This window comes from Streptomyces sp. NPDC051243, from assembly GCF_044455405.1.
In the GTDB taxonomy this organism is placed as follows: domain Bacteria; phylum Actinomycetota; class Actinomycetes; order Streptomycetales; family Streptomycetaceae; genus Streptomyces.
On sequence record NZ_JBITES010000010.1, the window covers coordinates 120,877 to 137,145 of the forward strand.

A 16,269-nucleotide genomic window follows, 5' to 3' on the forward strand; every position below is an offset into this window, starting at 1 on the left:
CGGCGGGAACGAGGTGTAGAGCAGCAGCCCGCCGGCGCATGCCGCCACCCAGGAACGGAGCGTGGCCGCACTGCGGCGGGCCACGCGCGGCGGGTCGGCCCTCACGAAGGCACCGCGCAGGCGTTCGCGGTGCGCAGTCGCCGGACCAGCGCATGCAGGAGCAGGGCTACCGACGCCACGGCGAGCACTGGCTGTACCGGCGCGAAGAACGACAGGGCGCCGCTGACGCCGACGGCCAGCACCACGAGCTTGTTGCAGATCGGGCAGCCGACAGCGAAGGCCGACAGCAGTCCCGCGCCCAGGGCGCGAACGGTACGGGGACGCTCGGGTGGCTCGGCTGCGGGGGTATTGGCCGGATCGATACCCACGTACGTGGCCACCAGGAGCCCCTCGAGCACGGAGCTGACCAACCATACCGGGTAGTTCCACCAGAGCACCGGAGTCATTCGCGTGTAGAAGGGGGTCGGTAGGACGCCCGTCGGGACGCCGATGACGAGCGCGGCGATGACAGTGACCGCGGCTGCCGCGACCCATCTGCGGGCGGGCCAGGTGCGCATGAGGTTGCTCCTCGGAATCAGGCCGCCGACCGGAGAGCCCGGCGAACGGGGGGCGCCTACGGGCGGTCTCCGGTCGGCGCCTGGCGGCCATGCTAAATCACTAATCGACTTAGTAGCAATGAGCGGATTGGTGAAGGGATCAATGGCGGGGCCGAGATTCGACGACGCGCTGGCCGTGGGCAGGGCGATCGTGTGTCGCTGGTGGAGTGGGTGTTGATCCGTTCATGCGGCAGCAGGCCGGCGCACCACCGCTCCTCATCCTCGAGCGCCGCCCGTCTGTCCCTGGCCTGGAAGCAGGGGTCTCTGCTCTGCCCGCGCGACGACTGGCGCACCCGGCAGTGCTGCTTGTGCATGCGCCGCAGTGGATCGCCGAGTGGCTTGATCTCGACATGGAGGGCCAGGAAGGTTGCGGCGGTCGACCATCCAATGTCTTCCATATACCCCCAGGGGGTATCATTTACTTCATGCGTATAGGAGAGCTTTCGCTGACTCCAGCGAGCCGCGTCTGTCGATCGGCGTGTGGGATGGGGTCTGCCGAATTCATCCTGATGAAGAAGATGTTGGGTCTGTGGTTGAGGCTGCGCATCGTCGTCTCCGGGGACTGTCCCGCATCGGTGCGGTAGGCGTCCGGGGCAAAGTCGTACGGAAGTCCCGGTGCGGGGCGGGGTCCGCGCGCCGCCTGGTGTACGGACCCCGCCGCGCTCAGATCACCTCAGCCAGGTCATCTCAGTGCCCCGTGTACTGGAAGATGTAGAGCCCGAAGTCACGGTCGGACGCCGCGACGTACTCCTTCCCGAAGGAGTTGAAGGTCTCGACGCCCCAGAAGTTGTTGCCGCCTTCGTCTATGAAGCGGCCGACCTCCACGAGCTTGTCGTTCTTGATCTTCGTGACCCGGAATCCGCCCGCGTAGTAGGAGAAGTAAGCCAGGTCGGGCCGGATGCCCGAGGTCGCCACCTCGTGGACGCTCAGGTCACCGAAGCCGGACGCGTACGCGGGGTCCTGGCCCTCCGGGATGGCGTAGGTGTCCAGCTCGGTCATCTTCCCGCCCTTGTTGCGGTAGAGATGGACATAGCCCCAGCCGTCGAAGTACGACGAGAAGGTGAGCCGGTCGCCCTTCGTGCCGATGTCCACCGGCAGGGTGGCGGGGCCGGTGCCGGCGAGGCAGTCGGCGTCGCTGTACGCCTGGTCGAAGACGGCGAAGCCCTGCCCGCGCGGTGCGACGCCGAAGGTCGGGAGGGTGCCCTCGACGGTCATGCCGCTCTGCGTGTCGCAGGCATCCGAGCCGGTGCGGTTGAAGACGAGGATGGCGTCGTAGCCGCCCGCCGCCTCGACGCCTGCGACTTTTTCGGTGAAGGTGCACACGCCTCGCTCCACAACGGCGATGTCCACAGCAGCCGGGTCGCCCGCGGGGACGGCTGGGCTGCTGTTGCAGCCCAGGCCGACGTACACCGTGTCGCCGGTGATGCTCTTGCCCGTCTCCAGCGGGATGCCCTGGCCGGCCGTGACGGCTGTGCCGTCGTCCAGGTTGCGTGCCGACAGCGCGTACGGGCCGAAGTCCTCGTCGGCGCCGATCACATACCGGTTGCCGAGAGTGAACTCCGCCTGGTGGCCGTTGCCTTCCGGTGCCACGTCGCGCCCCGCCGCGGTGCCTTCCGGGTCGGGGTTGGTGAAGTCCGTGTCGCCGATGTACTTGAGGTTCTTGGGGTCGGTCGCGTCGAGCGCCACGTAACCCGCGTCCCAGTAGGAGGCCAGCAGGACCTGGCGGCCGCGGATGTTCTTGACGACCATGTCGTGCAGGAAGACCTCGGTGAGGTTCTCCGGAGCCGCCTGCAGGATCTGCGGGAAGGTTTCGTCGAGGTCGTACTCGGCTATGAGCTGCGGCTTGGTCGGGTCGGTGATGTCCATGATGTCGACATCGGTGCCCTCTTCGTTGTCGACGATCACGGCGTACGCCTTGCTGCCCGCGTCCCAAGCGAACACGCTGTGGATCTGGCGGGCGGTCTCCGTCGTCTCGCCCTCGAGGGTGAAGTCGCCGACGCCCTCGGCGAGCGTCTTCGGCTTGGTGGGGTCGGTGACGTCGTAGATGTTCATGCCGCCGGAGCCGGTCTCGCCGCAGATCTCGTTGTTGCTGACGAGTACGTCGCCGTTGAAGGACGGCGTGGACAGGTGCACCGTCTGGATGCCCTCGCCGGGAGCGCTCCCGGCCGGGGCGGGGATGAAGCCGACCTCCTTGGGCTTGCTGGGCTTGCGGATGTCGACCACGTACACGCCGGTGTTGTCGCAGCCGACGCCGCCCCAGGAGGCGAGGTAGGCGTAGCCCTTGTAGACGCCGACATCGGCGATCTTTCCCTCGACGACGTTGCTCAGCTTGAGTTTGCTGACCAGGCGGACGTTCTTCTGGGTGGCCGGCAGGTGTCCTTCGCTGCCGCCGTGCTGGTCGTGGTCATGTGTGGCCGCAGCGTTGTCGATGGCGCCGTCGGTCGCTGAAACGCCGTCATGTGCCTGTGAGGAACCGGCGAGAGCTGTCGTGGCGAAGAGTGCCGCCGCGAGCACGCCCACGCCGGTCCGTCTGTGGGCCTTGCGCATGCTTGACCTCCCACTCGTGCGGCCGGGATTACCGGCCCATAACGAGGTGATGCCGGTCACCAACTGACCGGCATCCGGAAGGTACTTAGTACATGGCTCAACCGAAAGGTCTTTAACCAGATCGTATTTTGCATGGCTCGGCGGAAGCATCCGTGGTCACGGCGTGGCTGCCGATGGGTAGTCGGGGCCTGGACCCCCGGTGCGGGCGAGCGTCCCCTTCCCTCCAGTGCTCGGAGATAATACCTTTGGGGGGTATGGAACGGCTGGAGCAAGCCGAGGTCGAGCAGGCGCCGCCGGGTTACCACGACGACAAGGATGCCGTCCTCAAGCGACTCCGGCGTATCGAGGGGCAGGTTCGTGGCCTGCAGCGCCTGGTGCAGGAGGGTCAGTACTGCATCGACGTGCTTACGCAGGTCGCGGCGACCACGAAGAGTCTCCAGTCCGTGGCCATGCAACTGCTGGAGAAGCATCTGGACCACTGCGTGCGGGAAGCCATGGCGGCCGGGGGAGAAGTGGCCCAGGAGAAGGTCACCGAGGCGTCGCAGGCCATCGAGCGGCTGCTGCGTACGTGAGCTTGGCCGGCGCAAAGGCTGGTGCGGATCGTTGAGCGCGCCGACTTCATTTGGGCTGATGGGGAATCCTGCGTCGCCTGTTCTGTTCCTCATCAGTCGGATGCGAAGGGGCCGGACCGGGGCAGTCGACAGCCGTTGCTGGAACGACGGGATGCAGGGCATCCATTAAGAAGGTTAGTATCACGGCGCGGTGAAATGGGCGGGACAACCCGCCCCCATCGAGCCGCGCTGCTGCGTTCGTCGCTCCGTGCTGGTCTCGGCGATCCGCAGCAGCGCGGCCTGCCCCGGAGAGCGGGTGCCCGGAGTGGGACGTCGACCGGCCAGGTCAGGCAGCCGGAGTTCCGATCTTGAGTAACCCCATGAGCCGCGCGTACGGGCAGGGGAGGTGTGGACACGTCCTCCGAGGCGCCTGCCCGTACGCGCACCCTTCGGCGCGTTGGCAAGAGAGACGCCCAGTGTCCCCCGGCACCCGCATACCGTTGGCCCCGGTCCTCGTGGGTAGAGCGGACCGTGATCCGATCTCACCCGTCGCTCGGGTGGGTGGCTTCGCGCGTGCCATCGCCGCGTTGGAGACCGTCGTCCTCGAACCACCGGCTACACGCCGATACTGGAACGCCCGGACGCCTTGAACGCTGCGGTGGGGGGCTTCCTCGACACACTCGGCGATCGAGTGGACGGGGCTCAGAGCGAACCAACAGCGCGGCGCCCGGCTGGAGGAGCCGGGCGCCGCGGCCAACGGTGTGCGTGTGCGGTTACTTGAAGGACCGAAGCCGCAGGCTGTTGGTCACCACGAAGACCGACGAGAACGCCATCGCGGCGCCCGCGATCATCGGGTTGAGCATGCCGAGGGCGGCAAGGGGGAGGGCGGCGACGTTGTAGCCGAAGGCCCAGAAGAGGTTGCCCTTGATGGTGGCCAGCGTCTTGCGGGACAGGCGTATCGCGTCGGCCGCAACCCGCAGGTCGCCGCGTACGAGGGTCAGGTCGCCCGCCTCGATCGCCGCGTCCGTGCCGGTGCCCATGGCCAGGCCCAGGTCGGCGGTGGCGAGGGCAGCTGCGTCGTTGACGCCGTCGCCGACCATGGCGACCGTACGGCCCTCGCTCTGCAGTCGCTTGACGACGTCCACCTTGTCCTCGGGCAGGACTTCGGCGATCACCTCGTCGATGCCGACGGAGCGGGCGACGGACTCGGCGACCAGCTGGTTGTCGCCGGTCAGCAGTACGGGCTTCAGGCCCAGTCGGCGTAGCTCGGCCACCGCTTCCGCACTGGTCTCCTTGATGGCGTCGGCGACGGTGAGGACGCCGCGGGCCTCGCCGTCCCAGGCCACGGCGACCGCCGTTTGTCCCTCGGCCTCCGCTGCTGCCTTGGCCCCGGCCAGCTCCCTGGGGAGCTCGATGACCCACTCCTTCAGGAGCGTCTCGCGGCCCACAACCACCGCGTGCCCGTCCACGACGCCCTGGACTCCCAGACCGGCGACGTTCTCGAAGTTCTCCGGCACCGGCAGGCTGCCGACCCGCTCGGTGGCCCCGGCCGCGACTGCCTGGGCGATCGGGTGCTCGGAAGCGTGCTCCAACGCGCCCGCCAGTCGCAGCAGTTCGTCCTTGTCCACGCCATGGGCGGGGAGGACGTCCTGCAGCTGCATCCGTCCCGTGGTGACCGTGCCGGTCTTGTCCAGGACGATCGTGTCGACGCGGCGGGTGGACTCCAGGACCTCGGGGCCCTTGATGAGAATGCCGAGCTGGGCACCGCGACCCGTGCCGACCATCAGCGCAGTCGGCGTGGCCAGACCCAGTGCGCACGGGCAGGCGATGATCAGTACGGCGATGGCAGCCGTGAACGCGGCCACGGTGTCGACCGTGGCTCCGAGCCACACTCCGAAGGTGGCGACCGCAATGAAGATGACCACCGGCACGAAGATCCCTGAGATCCGGTCGGCGAGCCGCTGCACCTCGGCCTTGCCGTTCTGCGCGTCCTCGACGAGCTTCGCCATCCGTGCGAGCTGGGTGTCCGCACCGATCCGGGTGGCCTCGACAACCAGCCGGCCCCCGGCGTTCACGGTCGCGCCGGTCACGGCGTCGCCGACCGTCACGTCCACCGGCACGGACTCGCCGGTCAGCATGGAGGCGTCCACGGCCGACGAGCCCTCGACGACAGTGCCGTCGGTGGCGACCTTCTCTCCGGGGCGTACGACGAACCGGTCACCGACAGCCAACTGCGCGACGGGAATGCGTACTTCCTTGCCGCCCCGCAGCACCGACACATCCTTCGCGCCCAGTTCCATGAGCGCCCGCAGTGCCGCCCCCGCCCTGCGCTTGGACTTCGCCTCCAGATAGCGCCCGGCGAGGATGAATGCGGTCACACCGGCCGCGGCCTCCAGATAGATGGATGACGAGCCGTCCCCGCGGGAGATGGTGAACTCGAAGCCGTGCCGCATGCCCGGCATGCCCGCGTGGCCGAAGAACAACGCCCACACCGACCAGCCGAGTGCGGCGAGCGTGCCGATGGACACCAGGGTGTCCATCGTGGCGGCGCCGTGGCGGGCGTTCGTCCAGGCGGCCTTGTGGAAGGGGAACGCGCCCCAGACGACGACCGGTGCGGCCAGGGTCAGCGACAGCCACTGCCAGTTGTCGAACTGCAGGGCCGGCACCATCGCCATCAGGACGACGGGCACGGTGAGCACCAGTGACACGTACAGCCGCTGCCGCAGTGACAGCAGCTCACCGTCCGCTGCCGGAGCGGCCTCGCCTTCGCTTTCGTCGGCGCCGGCGGACGCGGGCGGGGGCGGCTCCTCGGCGGTGTACCCGGTTTTCTCGACGGTGGCGATCAGGTCGGCGACCTCGATGCCGTCCGTGTACGAGACCTTCGCCTTCTCAGTGGCGAAGTTGACGGTCGCCGTGACGCCGTCCATGCGGTTGAGCTTCTTCTCGATGCGGGCCGCGCACGAGGCGCAGGTCATCCCGCCGATGGAGAGCTCGACCTCGGAGGTGGGCACGGGCGTTGTGCCAGGGATTGCCTTCTCGGGAGCCGTGCTGGTCATGTGCGTATCTCCAGGGGGAGGCCGGGACGCACAGCGTCCGTATCAGCGGAGCGATGCGTCCCGGCGCGGGAGGAATTCGCTTGTCCGAGGCCATGGGCCCCGACTGAGCTGTCAGGCGCGGCCGACGAGCTCGTAGCCCGCCTCGTCGACGGCGGCGCGGACGGCCTCCTCGTCGAGCGGGGCGGCGGAGGTGACGGTCACCTCGCCGGTCTTGGCGACGGCCTGGATCGCGGTGACACCGTCCAACGCGGAGATCTCCTTCGAGACCGCGCCCTCGCAGTGGCCGCAGGTCATGCCGGTCACCTTGTAGACGGTGGTGACGCCGACGCTCTGGACGTCGACGGTCGCGTCCGTGCTGCAGGAGCCGCAGCAAGAGCCGGAGTTCGTCGTCTCGGTGGTCATGGCTTCTTCCTCGGAGGTTCGGGTGCGTGGGTCATTTCCGGGAGGGGCGCCGCTTCCCTGCCTCTCCCGACTGATGGGAACACTATACCCCCTAGGGGTATTCCGCCTGCCTGTGATCCTGCCCACGCGATCTGTTTGAAGCAAACCCGAATCGCTAACTCGCTTAGTAGGCCGTCGCGACCTGCGACAACTACTTCACATCGAGGCGACGGTGAGCAGGAACCCGGTGAGAGTCCAGGGCGGTCTCGCCACTGGGACCGGGTGCGTCCTGGGAGTCAGACACTGACCCGTCGTCCTCTTGAACGGCGGGGCGTGTGCACCCCGCGAGTTGGTTCCATGAGTGCTTTGGCGGCTCCCTGGGCACGACCGGCTGTCGGCCTGGTCGTCCACCCGCTGCCGGACGGGCTGATCGCTGTTGCGGCGGTGATCGTCGCCCTGGTCGCGCTGGGCGTCGGTCTTCCTGGACCAGGGCGCGCTGCTGTCACCCGGTCCTGGGCAAGATCGCGGCATCCGTCAACTACGTCCACGAGTTCGCCCACGACGGCCGGCACCTCTTTGCCGGCCGCTGCCACTGAGAGGGGCACTCGTGACGTCACTTCTGTCCCTGCTCGGGCGCGCGGCGCCCTCCCAGGCGGAGCCGCGGTCTGGCCGGCGCCCGCCAGTGTCAGCCGACCGCCGCCCTTCATCGGGCAGGGGCGCCGAGCGAGGGCCTGTGCGGCTCAGCGGACGACCAGGGTGCCCGTCATGTTCGGGTGGAAGGTGCAGACGAAGGCGTACTCGCCGGCCTCGGACGGGGCCGTGAACGTTCCGGACTTCCCGCCGTCGATGCTCCCGGTGTCGAAGGCATCGCCTTCCGTGGCCGTGACGGTGTGTGCTTCGGAGTCCTTGTTCACCACCGTGATCTTCTCGCCCGGCCGCACCTGCGGATTCGCCGGGCTGAACTCGAAGCCCTCCATCGTGATGACGGCGGCGCCTGTTGCGGTGGGCGATGGACTCGTGGGGGAGGCGGTGGGACGGGGCGAAGTCGGGGCGGGTTCGTCGTCCCCGTCGGCACACGCGGTCGCGAGCAGCAGGGCGACGGCTGCTCCGAGCGCCCATGGAAAGGCACCTCTGCGGGGGAATGCAGGCGACATCGGACCGGACCCTTCGGACGGGCGCCCGCGGGCGGCCTGCCCGGAGCGGGGAGTCCGAGCCCGCCGGTGCACGTGGATCGCTTGCGTCCATTCTCACCGCCGTAGGCACTGAATGCGAGCAGGGTACGCAGGTCCGGCGATATACCGAACCCAGTCCGTCGTGATGCGGAAACCGGTCGTGACGTGCTGCGATCCGGGACCCCGTGTGCCGGTCACCGATGCCCCTGCGTTACTCACGCCGCCATCATCAGCAGCATCGCGGACATAGTCCCGCCCATGCCGATGTGGGCCGCCAGCGCCGCGTCCGGGGCGGCTCCGAGTTTGCGGCGCCGTCCGTGCCCCGGCCGCTGCGTGCTCCTGGCCTTGTCCCACACGGAGATCGTCAGCGACGCCAGGAAGACGAAGATCGTGTCCGGCATGGCCAGCAGCCAGCGACCCGGACTGATCCGCGAGTCGGCACCCCTTCCGCGCCTGCCGGTGCCGCGGACCCTCGCCCACACGGACGCGCCGATGGAAAGCAGGAAGTACACAGCGAGCGCGGCGATCACGAACCGCCACACAGAGCCAGACCCTGCTGAGGAGCCAGTCTCGGCAGCGGCGTTGGCCATATCCGCCATGTCCATCCCGTGCGCCCCGTGCGTAGTCCCTGCCCCGTGCGTAGTCCCCGCGCCGTGCGTAGTCCCCGCCCCGTGCATGGAGTCCATCCCGTGCATCGACTCCATGTCGCCTGTCTGATGCGTGTGCGTCGAACTCGCTGTGTTCTCCATGCCCGGCATGTGCGCCATGGAGTGCCCACCACCCAGGGCGAGTACCGGTCCGGACGAGGTACTCGTCATGGCGAGCGTCATGATCACCATGCCCGCGCTGCCGATGATGAGGTGCACCCAGTGACGTCCCTGCTTCCACCCGCCCTGGCGCGCCTGCTTCACCGCCATCGCCACAGCCCCGAGTCCGAGTACGCCGAATGCCGCCGCCCACCACATGCCGTAGCCCGAGTACCAGCCGACCGTCGCCGGCAGTGCCATGGCGGCCATGCACACGCCCATCAGCAGGTCGCCGCCCGCTGCGAACCGTGCTTCACCGCTGGTGGTCACCAACCGGACCACGCTGACGGCGGCCACGAGGATCGAGACCAGCGCGATGGCCCAACTGAGCACCAGAATTCCCATCTTGACCTTCCCGATCGTCCGAGCTCGGCGGGCCTGCGTCGGCCATGCCGTCTCGCCGTACGGAGCGCCCCAGGGCGCCGGTAGGCGTCAACTGCTATTGCCCTTAGTACGTTTCGGGAGCGGAGGTTGTTCAGGTGGCTCATGAGCTCAACGGAGAGCGCCGAAATCTGGACCTCCCGTCCGGCATCTTCCCTGGGAGCACCGCGAGCCTCGCCCTTCACCAACGGGCCGGAATCCGCGTGATCGCCTCCTGCAAACGCATTGGCCGCCACCACGGCCGCTGCGCGACGTCGTCCTCGTCGAACGTCTGTCACAGCCCGCTTGACTACCCCAGGGGATGAAATCGAACACATGATTGAATCTAGTCATGCGACCGCTTCCCGACGACCTCGCCCAAGCCGTTGAGGCGTGGCACACCACCTACAGCCAGCTTGCCGAGCAACCACGCACCGCGCTGCGGCAGCGACTTATCCGGCTATCGGCCACGGTGATGTCCCCTCCGCACTGGCAGGACGGCGGACAGAGGGCGTCCTGGTCGGCCTTGCATGCCGCTGGGCGTCGGGGAAGGAGTTCACGATGAGCGGCGTCGCCGCGTAGGGGATGGTGCGCCCCATGCCCTTGCTGCCGCCTGACTCGCCCCGCCTCCGGGCGATCCTGGCCCACCTCGACCGACAGATCGAGGACAGCGAGACGGTCACCCTCTACCTGCGTCTTCAGCGAGATGCCGTTCGAGATGCCCTGGGCAACTACCCAGTTTCACGCCTCCGTCCATGAAGAAGGGGCTACGTCGTCCAGCAGAAACGGACACCAACCGGGCCGGAACCCGCTCTGATCCACGTGGCCGACTGCACCATGATCGAGGGCACGCCGCATTCGATCCGGGCCGATGAAGCGCGTGCTGCCCTCACCGACCCGAACATCACGGCCTGCCAGTTCTGTCGGCCGGACACCGAGCTCGGCATCGACTTTGCATAGGGAGCCAGCCGCGTACGACCTGCTCATAGGGGGCGCCGGACGTACATTCGGACACATGGACGGGATGCCGCAACGCATCGATCCGAGCACAGACCGAGCAGTCGCTGCGCTCCTCCTGGGGTGCACCCCGACGGAGGTCGGCTACTGCCCGCGATGCCAGGGGCTCACCCGCCGCTACGGGCCGCAGGCACAGGTGCTCTGCCCCGCCTGCAGGGCGGCCGACGTCTCCCCTGCCAAGGGTTCTTCTCCCGCCTTATACCGACGGCGCACCTACCGACGGCTCACCCGGAGGCCGGCAAGGCCCCTTCGCCGAAGGCCGCGACGTCGCTGGGCGCCATGTCCTCGCGTAGTCGGACGAACCGTACGGGGTGCCGCCACGCTCCCCTGTCCTGCGCGGTGTCCACGTCGATCTCGGCTACCAGTTGGGGCTCGACGAGGACGACGTCGAGCGGCATACGCGACCCCCAGGATGTCGTGAACCGCACGTCCTCCCAGGGATGTCCCGGAACCGCTGCTGTCAGCTGCGCCGCCAGTTGCCGCGCCAGGTCGGGATGCAGCCGGGCGCTGCGGGCGACCAGCCGCAGCGTCCCATCCTGGTCGTAGCGGCCGAGCAGGAGCGTGTGTGGCCGGCGCAGTGTGCCGGTGATGCCGCCGATGATCCCCTCGGTTGTGTCACGGCGACGGATCTTGTACCAGCCGCGCACGCCCGGAAGATACATTTGTCCCCTTCCTTTGATCACCAGCCCTTCCACGCCCGGCACGCCGGTCCACGAGGTCAGCCATTCCTGTGCTGCCGGCACGTCGCTCGTCTCCGGGCACAGGGTCCATGGCGCGCCCAGATCCTGGTGGGCGAACAGCTCTTCCAGCTGTGTGCGCCGGTCGGCGTAGGGCTTACGGAGCAGCTCCTGGCCCTCCGCCTGGAGCACGTCGAAGACGATGAAGTGCGCGGGCAGCTCCTCGGCCAGCTGGACAGCGGTGCGCCCGCTGGAGGCAGTCCGCCGTTGGAGCGCCTCGAACGACAACTGCTCGCCGGTCCACACGACCAGCTCACCATCGAGTACCAGGCCGTCAGGCAGGTGCTCGGCAGCACGGACAAGCTCAGGGAAGCGGGACTCGATCAGGCTCCCGCGCCGCGACTGCACGACCACGACTCCCGGTGCGGGACACGGCGTGTACAGCAAGGCGCGATATCCGTCGAACTTCGGCTGAAAGACCAGGCCGCCGGGCAGGGCTCCGGGCGCGGGCAGCCGGTCGCGTGCCTGCGCCAACATCGGTTCCACCGGCGGTCGCAGCACCATACGTCCGGTCTATGGCCCTGTCGCTGAACCCGCGACTTGAGCGAACGGTCAAGGCTATCCACAGGTCTGCGCACAGTACTGATGAGAGCCCGGCGCAGGGTGCCCGAGTCCGACTGGTACCGGAATCACCGCCAGGCGCGCGGCCGTGACGACCAGGGCTGCCGCTCGCGTGATGGCCCACGGATGCGGGTCGAACCGCCGGATCAGCACGAGCGCCTTCCCGGCGCCCTGGGGTGACAAAAGGGCGACAGGGGCGGTCGCAGAACGGATTAGGCCGCGTGCCAAACTCCTTCCGCGGCTACTAATATAGTTCGTAGCCTCGCTGTCCCTCCGGCGCCGGCGATAACTGTGCGACCAATCGCCGCCGTCGGGCCGCCCGGGGGTCCGAGGACGGTCGGCTGATTGCTGGCTAATGCGCTCGGCGAACGCCGTTCATCTGCTCGCCTTTGCTGCCGCCTGCGTGGAGTGGCGTCCGGCGGTACCACAGACTCTGGTCGCGCCCTGACGCGGCCGGAAAAGGAGCGCGGCCGTGGACGCTGCAACAGGAAGCAGCACGCAAGTGCTGGCATCGCCCCGCGGCCGCGCCTCCGGAAGACCCCTCACGGCCTGGGTGGCGGTCCCGGAGCTGCCGACGGCGGCGCACGGCCGCCTCGTCGCGGGTGCGGTGCGGGCGGAGTGCGCCCGGAGCCGCGACTGGGTCTGGGCCCCATGCTCGGCCTGGTGGCGTTCGTCTCTTCGCCTTCAACTGCAACCGAGTCGGCGTCCTCATCCGCGCCCGGCACTCTTACGGAGGGTTGCCGTCCAACCGAAGATCTCATTGGACTACCAACGCGGAAAGGTACCCCCAGGGGGTAGGATGCGACCTCGGTGACCCGCAAGCGCGACCAGGTGGAGATCATGGCGATACGGGCAGCTCACAGCGGCGGCAAGGCCGTCCGCTGGACGTACGGGGTGTTCCTCGCCCTGTGCGTCGCGCTGGCCGTGCTCGTCCACCACCAGACGGTCGCGACGGGCGCCTCTCGCTTGATGAGCGCTTCGTCCATGCCCGCAATGGATGATGGCACGCCGATGCACGGCGCCGCTCATGCCGGCCACGTCATGCCGGATGAGGCGACGCCAACCGCCTGGGAACCGTCCTCCTCGCACAGCATTGACACCGGTGGTTGCGCTGCCCCCGGCATGCAGCACTGCACCACAGCGAGCATCAGCTCCGTCCAACTCGCCGCTCCTGGCGAAAACGAGTTCTCACTGCTCACGGACCTTCCCGAGGTCGTATCGGCGCCCGTACCCGCCGGTACGGTCGGTCGCGCCCCGCCCGACCTCTCTGTCCTCTCCCAACTGCGCATATAGGCCGCGCCGGACGGCGCGCGATGTGCCGTCCCTCCGCGACCACATCGGCAGTTACGAGAACAGAGGACACAACCCCATGAACAGCATCAACCGCCGCTCCGTCCTGCTCGCCGGGCTGGGAGTCGCCGGCGCGGGCGCGCTCGCCGCCTGCAGCAGCGGAAGCGGCTCCGGTGGCGGCAACGCCCTGGTCAACCCGTCCGGCTCGGTGGTCGCCGCCACGGAGAAGAAGCGCAAGGGCACCGGACGGCAGCAGAAGCTCACCCTGACCGCGGCACCCGCCGTGATCGATCTCGGTGGCGGCATCATGCCCAAGACCTGGGCATTCGACGGCCGTACCCCGGGCAAGGAGATCCGGCTCTCGGTCGGCGACACCCTGGTCGCAGAGCTGTCCAACCAGCTCCCGAACAAGACCACCACGTCGATCCACTGGCACGGCCTCGCGCTGCGCAACGACATGGACGGCGTGCCGCCCACCACACAGACCGCTGTCCGAGCCGGTTCCAGCTTCACCTACCAGTTCATCGCCGACGCCCCGGGCACGTACTTCTTCCACCCGCACGTCGGCGTCCAGCTCGACCGCGGCCTGTACGCCCCGTTGATCGTCGACGACCCCAAGGAGACCCTCGCCTACGACGACGAGTGGGTCGTCCTCCTCGACGACTGGGTCGACGGCGTCACCGGTACCCCTGACGAGGTCTTCGCCGAACTCAGGCAGGGCATGGGCGGCATGGAGGGCCACGACATGGGGGAGAGCAGCAGCCCCAGCTCCAGTGGCATGGAAGGCCACGACATGGGGGACATGGGCGGGATGGACATGGGGGACTCCCCGTCCGCCTCGGCCTCCTCGTCCGCCGGCATGTCGATGAAATTCATGCTCATGGGCGCCGAAAGCCCACTGCTCGGCGGGGACGCCGGCGACGTGAAGTACCCGCACCATCTGATCAACGGCCGGGTGGCCACCGACCCGGACATCTACACCGGCAAGCCCGGCAAGAAAGTCCGGCTGCGCATCATCAACGCGGGAGGGGACACCGCCTACCGGGTCGCTCTCGGCGGCCACAAGCTGACCATCACCCACACCGACGGCTTCCCGGTCCAGCACCAGGAAGTCGACGCCCTGCTGGTGGGCATGGGCGAGCGCTACGACGTTCTCGTCACCCTCGGCGACGGCGTCTTCCCTCTCGTCACTCTGGCCGAGGGCAAGAACGCCAACGGACTGGCGCTCGTGCGCACGGGCTCCGGGAGCGCGCCGAAGCCGACCGTCCGTCCGAAGGAACTCGACGGCATGATCATGTCGGCCTCCCAGCTCCGCGCCGCCGACGATGTGCGGCTCAAGTCCGCCAAGACCGACGTGACGCACCAGATCAAGCTGACCGGCGGCATGGACAAGTACAACTGGGCCATCAACGGCAGGCCGTTCGACATGAAGGGCCCCGAGGCGAACCCGATCCTCATCGAGGAGGGCCAGCGCGTACGGCTCGACTTCTTCAACGACACCGACATGTGGCACCCGATGCACCTGCACGGCCACACATACCAGATCGGTGACTCCGGGCCACGCAAGGACACTGCGATCGTGCTGCCCAAGAAGAAGCTGTCCGTGTTCTTTGACGCCGACAACCCGGGTCAGTGGATGCTGCACTGCCACAACGCGTACCACGGCGAGGCCGGGATGATGGCGAACGTGGCCTACAAGGCCTGATGTTCAATGCGCCGTTCGGGCGGGCTCATTGGAGGGTCGATGGGCTCGTCCGGAGCGGCGCGTGGCCGGCGCCTCACTTCTCCGGCTTGCGTGCGACGCCGATGACGCAGGTGAGCTGGGTGTCGTACGACGTTTGACGATGAAGCCGAAGTCCCGTGCACGCTCGATGCCCGGCCCTCACGTACCTCGATGGCTGTGGACGGCTCGGTCGCCGCATAGGTCTACCGCGCGGCGCCGCTGAGCAGACTCTCGGCGGAGCCGATCGACCAGAGTTGTCTGTGCGGGTTGCACTGCGGAGACAGGCGACTCCACTGAGGTGATCAGTAAATCAAGCACAGCTGATGTCAGCTCTGGTCACGATGAGATTTCACCATCATGGAGGTGCTGTTCGGGAGTCGGATCCGCCTCTGTGTCTCGCCTGCGCTGCCGCCTCTCCCGCCATGCCAGCTCAATCGTCAGGAACACGACCAGGGCAATGACCAGCACCGCCGCAATCAGGCCGGCGGCGGAGGCCCATGAAGTGAACTGGCTCTGATCTTCCTTGATGTCCGACGCGACACGGATGGCGTCGGCGAAGGAGCTCGGGGCGTAGGCGTCGCTGTGTCCGGTCATTTCCCCCTCCGATGCACCCTGCGCATGGGTGCGACGCCTACGTTACCCGATCAAATCTAAGCGACTTAGTAGATGACTGGCTCCGGACGTCAAGCCTGTCTAGTGGCTGTGGCCGTCGTCCGAGTGGCCGGACTCCGCACCGGTGGCTGGGGCCGTTTCCGGCGCCGTTGATTCGGGTGCGGACGCGGGGGACTCCTTCTCGGCTCCGTGTTCGTCCGGTTCCTCTTCCATGCCCGTGCCATGGCTGTGCCCGCTCTCGCCGGAGGCTTCACCCAGTCCGTCCGCGATCGTGCGCAGGCCGAAGAAGCTGACGCTCGCGGTGAGGAGGACGGCCAGCCCCAGCGGGCTGAAGAGGCGGCGCCAGGAGGATTCCGCGTCCTTGAGTACGAATGCGATGAACGAGACCGTTATCCCCACGGGGACGAGCGCGGCGCCCCGTGCGGGGAAGTCCTCGAAGTGCTGCAGGCCACCGCTGAGCATGCCGATGCCGAACGAGAGCAGCAACGACGCGACGATGACGAGGACGGCGCGCGGCAGCCCGGGCCGCTCGGCGGCGAGCAGGAACTCGTTGACCAGCGTGGCGACCATGAAGACCAGGACGCCGATGATGGCGATCTTCGTGTACCGGGCCGGATCCAGCGGGTGGTGCACCACGGCGCCGCTGATGAGTCCCGCTCCTACGAAGTACAGCACGTATCCGATGTAGCGCCCCGCGAGCGGAACAGGCTTGCGGGCGCGGCGGCGTCCGCGCCCGCGGCGGGCGGCGGCTCGGCCGCCGCCAGGGGGCGGCTGGGGCATGGAGCGTGTGGGGTGTGCGGGGCGCTCGGTGACGAGGGGCAAGGCAGGGCCTTTCGGCGACTCGGGGTTTCGGGAAGGGG

At 68.1% G+C, this 16,269-nt stretch carries 12 protein-coding genes, 2 pseudogenes and 1 riboswitch; of the genes and pseudogenes, 5 read left to right on the forward strand and 9 right to left on the reverse strand.

What is annotated here, in order from left to right; translation table 11 throughout:
• Nucleotides 1-101: 101 nt before the first annotated feature.
• Nucleotides 102-557 carry a hypothetical protein gene (locus ACIBAG_RS25640; protein WP_399107876.1) on the reverse strand — a complete coding sequence of 152 codons (456 nt, stop codon included), beginning with the start codon at nucleotides 555-557 and terminating at the stop codon, nucleotides 102-104.
• A gap of 726 nt (nucleotides 558-1,283) precedes the next feature.
• The gene (locus ACIBAG_RS25645) at nucleotides 1,284-3,143 is read right to left on the reverse strand and encodes a PA domain-containing protein (protein ID WP_399107878.1); all 1,860 of its coding nucleotides are present in this window, start codon (nucleotides 3,141-3,143) and stop codon (nucleotides 1,284-1,286) included.
• Between the two features lie 254 nt (nucleotides 3,144-3,397).
• Between ACIBAG_RS25645 and ACIBAG_RS25650 the strand changes: the two genes are divergently transcribed.
• A complete protein-coding gene (locus ACIBAG_RS25650; RefSeq protein WP_399107880.1) occupies nucleotides 3,398-3,715 on the forward strand; it encodes a metal-sensitive transcriptional regulator in 318 nt (105 codons plus the stop codon).
• Between the two features lie 752 nt (nucleotides 3,716-4,467).
• On the opposite strand, the gene ACIBAG_RS25655 is transcribed toward ACIBAG_RS25650, so the two are convergent.
• The 4 genes from ACIBAG_RS25655 to ACIBAG_RS25670 all read right to left on the reverse strand — a co-directional run bounded on the left by ACIBAG_RS25655 (nucleotide 4,468) and on the right by ACIBAG_RS25670 (nucleotide 9,454).
• Nucleotides 4,468-6,750, reverse strand: a complete 2,283-nt coding sequence (locus tag ACIBAG_RS25655; RefSeq protein WP_399107881.1) for a heavy metal translocating P-type ATPase — start codon at nucleotides 6,748-6,750, stop codon at nucleotides 4,468-4,470.
• A 111-nt stretch (nucleotides 6,751-6,861) separates the two neighbouring features.
• On the reverse strand, nucleotides 6,862-7,152 hold the full coding sequence (locus ACIBAG_RS25660) for a heavy-metal-associated domain-containing protein (RefSeq protein WP_399107882.1): 291 nt from the start codon (nucleotides 7,150-7,152) through the stop codon (nucleotides 6,862-6,864).
• Between the two features lie 151 nt (nucleotides 7,153-7,303).
• Nucleotides 7,304-7,458: riboswitch (cobalamin riboswitch) on the forward strand.
• Between the two features lie 413 nt (nucleotides 7,459-7,871).
• Nucleotides 7,872-8,285: a cupredoxin domain-containing protein gene (locus tag ACIBAG_RS25665; protein WP_399107883.1), complete on the reverse strand. Its 414-nt coding sequence runs from the start codon at nucleotides 8,283-8,285 to the stop codon at nucleotides 7,872-7,874.
• A gap of 233 nt (nucleotides 8,286-8,518) precedes the next feature.
• Nucleotides 8,519-9,454, reverse strand: a complete 936-nt coding sequence (locus ACIBAG_RS25670; RefSeq protein ID WP_399107884.1) for a DUF5134 domain-containing protein — start codon at nucleotides 9,452-9,454, stop codon at nucleotides 8,519-8,521.
• A gap of 138 nt (nucleotides 9,455-9,592) precedes the next feature.
• On the opposite strand from ACIBAG_RS25670, the pseudogene ACIBAG_RS25675 reads away from it, so the two are divergent.
• Both ACIBAG_RS25675 and ACIBAG_RS25680 read left to right on the forward strand, forming a co-directional pair.
• Nucleotides 9,593-9,779: pseudogene (locus ACIBAG_RS25675) on the forward strand (GNAT family N-acetyltransferase); the annotation flags it as partial.
• 470 nt (nucleotides 9,780-10,249) lie between these two features.
• Nucleotides 10,250-10,429, forward strand: a pseudogene (locus tag ACIBAG_RS25680) (DUF6233 domain-containing protein); the annotation flags it as partial.
• Nucleotides 10,430-10,710: 281 nt separating this feature from the next.
• Here the strand turns inward: ACIBAG_RS25680 and ACIBAG_RS25685 are convergent.
• Complete coding sequence (locus tag ACIBAG_RS25685) at nucleotides 10,711-11,727, reverse strand: ATP-dependent DNA ligase (protein WP_399107886.1); 1,017 nt, start codon at nucleotides 11,725-11,727, stop codon at nucleotides 10,711-10,713.
• Between the two features lie 867 nt (nucleotides 11,728-12,594).
• Between ACIBAG_RS25685 and ACIBAG_RS25690 the strand changes: the two genes are divergently transcribed.
• Together ACIBAG_RS25690 and ACIBAG_RS25695 are read left to right on the forward strand one after the other, a co-directional pair.
• Nucleotides 12,595-13,077, forward strand: a complete 483-nt coding sequence (locus ACIBAG_RS25690; RefSeq protein WP_399107888.1) for a hypothetical protein — start codon at nucleotides 12,595-12,597, stop codon at nucleotides 13,075-13,077.
• A 76-nt stretch (nucleotides 13,078-13,153) separates the two neighbouring features.
• On the forward strand, nucleotides 13,154-14,779 hold the full coding sequence (locus ACIBAG_RS25695) for a multicopper oxidase family protein (protein WP_399107889.1): 1,626 nt from the start codon (nucleotides 13,154-13,156) through the stop codon (nucleotides 14,777-14,779).
• Nucleotides 14,780-15,133: 354 nt separating this feature from the next.
• Here ACIBAG_RS25695 and ACIBAG_RS25700 read toward each other — a convergent pair whose 3' ends face one another.
• Both ACIBAG_RS25700 and ACIBAG_RS25705 read right to left on the reverse strand, forming a co-directional pair.
• Nucleotides 15,134-15,391, reverse strand: a complete 258-nt coding sequence (locus tag ACIBAG_RS25700; RefSeq protein WP_399107891.1) for a hypothetical protein — start codon at nucleotides 15,389-15,391, stop codon at nucleotides 15,134-15,136.
• A 99-nt stretch (nucleotides 15,392-15,490) separates the two neighbouring features.
• Nucleotides 15,491-16,189, reverse strand: coding sequence for a hypothetical protein (locus tag ACIBAG_RS25705; RefSeq protein ID WP_399107893.1), 699 nt, complete (start codon nucleotides 16,187-16,189; stop codon nucleotides 15,491-15,493).
• Between the last annotated feature and the right edge of the window lie 80 nt (nucleotides 16,190-16,269).

Bases quoted from the DNA above. Each gene is read 5' to 3' on its own strand.
- ACIBAG_RS25700 (WP_399107891.1), bottom strand. From the start codon at position 15,391: ATGACCGGACACAGCGACGCCTACGCCCCGAGCTCCTTCGCCGACGCC.
- ACIBAG_RS25655 (WP_399107881.1), bottom strand. From the start codon at position 6,750: ATGACCAGCACGGCTCCCGAGAAGGCAATCCCTGGCACAACGCCCGTG.
- ACIBAG_RS25640 (WP_399107876.1), bottom strand. From the start codon at position 557: ATGCGCACCTGGCCCGCCCGCAGATGGGTCGCGGCAGCCGCGGTCACT.
- ACIBAG_RS25665 (WP_399107883.1), bottom strand. From the start codon at position 8,285: ATGTCGCCTGCATTCCCCCGCAGAGGTGCCTTTCCATGGGCGCTCGGA.
- ACIBAG_RS25660 (WP_399107882.1), bottom strand. From the start codon at position 7,152: ATGACCACCGAGACGACGAACTCCGGCTCTTGCTGCGGCTCCTGCAGC.
- ACIBAG_RS25670 (WP_399107884.1), bottom strand. From the start codon at position 9,454: ATGGGAATTCTGGTGCTCAGTTGGGCCATCGCGCTGGTCTCGATCCTC.
- ACIBAG_RS25705 (WP_399107893.1), bottom strand. From the start codon at position 16,189: ATGCCCCAGCCGCCCCCTGGCGGCGGCCGAGCCGCCGCCCGCCGCGGG.
- ACIBAG_RS25650 (WP_399107880.1), top strand. From the start codon at position 3,398: ATGGAACGGCTGGAGCAAGCCGAGGTCGAGCAGGCGCCGCCGGGTTAC.
- ACIBAG_RS25695 (WP_399107889.1), top strand. From the start codon at position 13,154: ATGAACAGCATCAACCGCCGCTCCGTCCTGCTCGCCGGGCTGGGAGTC.
- ACIBAG_RS25685 (WP_399107886.1), bottom strand. From the start codon at position 11,727: ATGGTGCTGCGACCGCCGGTGGAACCGATGTTGGCGCAGGCACGCGAC.
- ACIBAG_RS25645 (WP_399107878.1), bottom strand. From the start codon at position 3,143: ATGCGCAAGGCCCACAGACGGACCGGCGTGGGCGTGCTCGCGGCGGCA.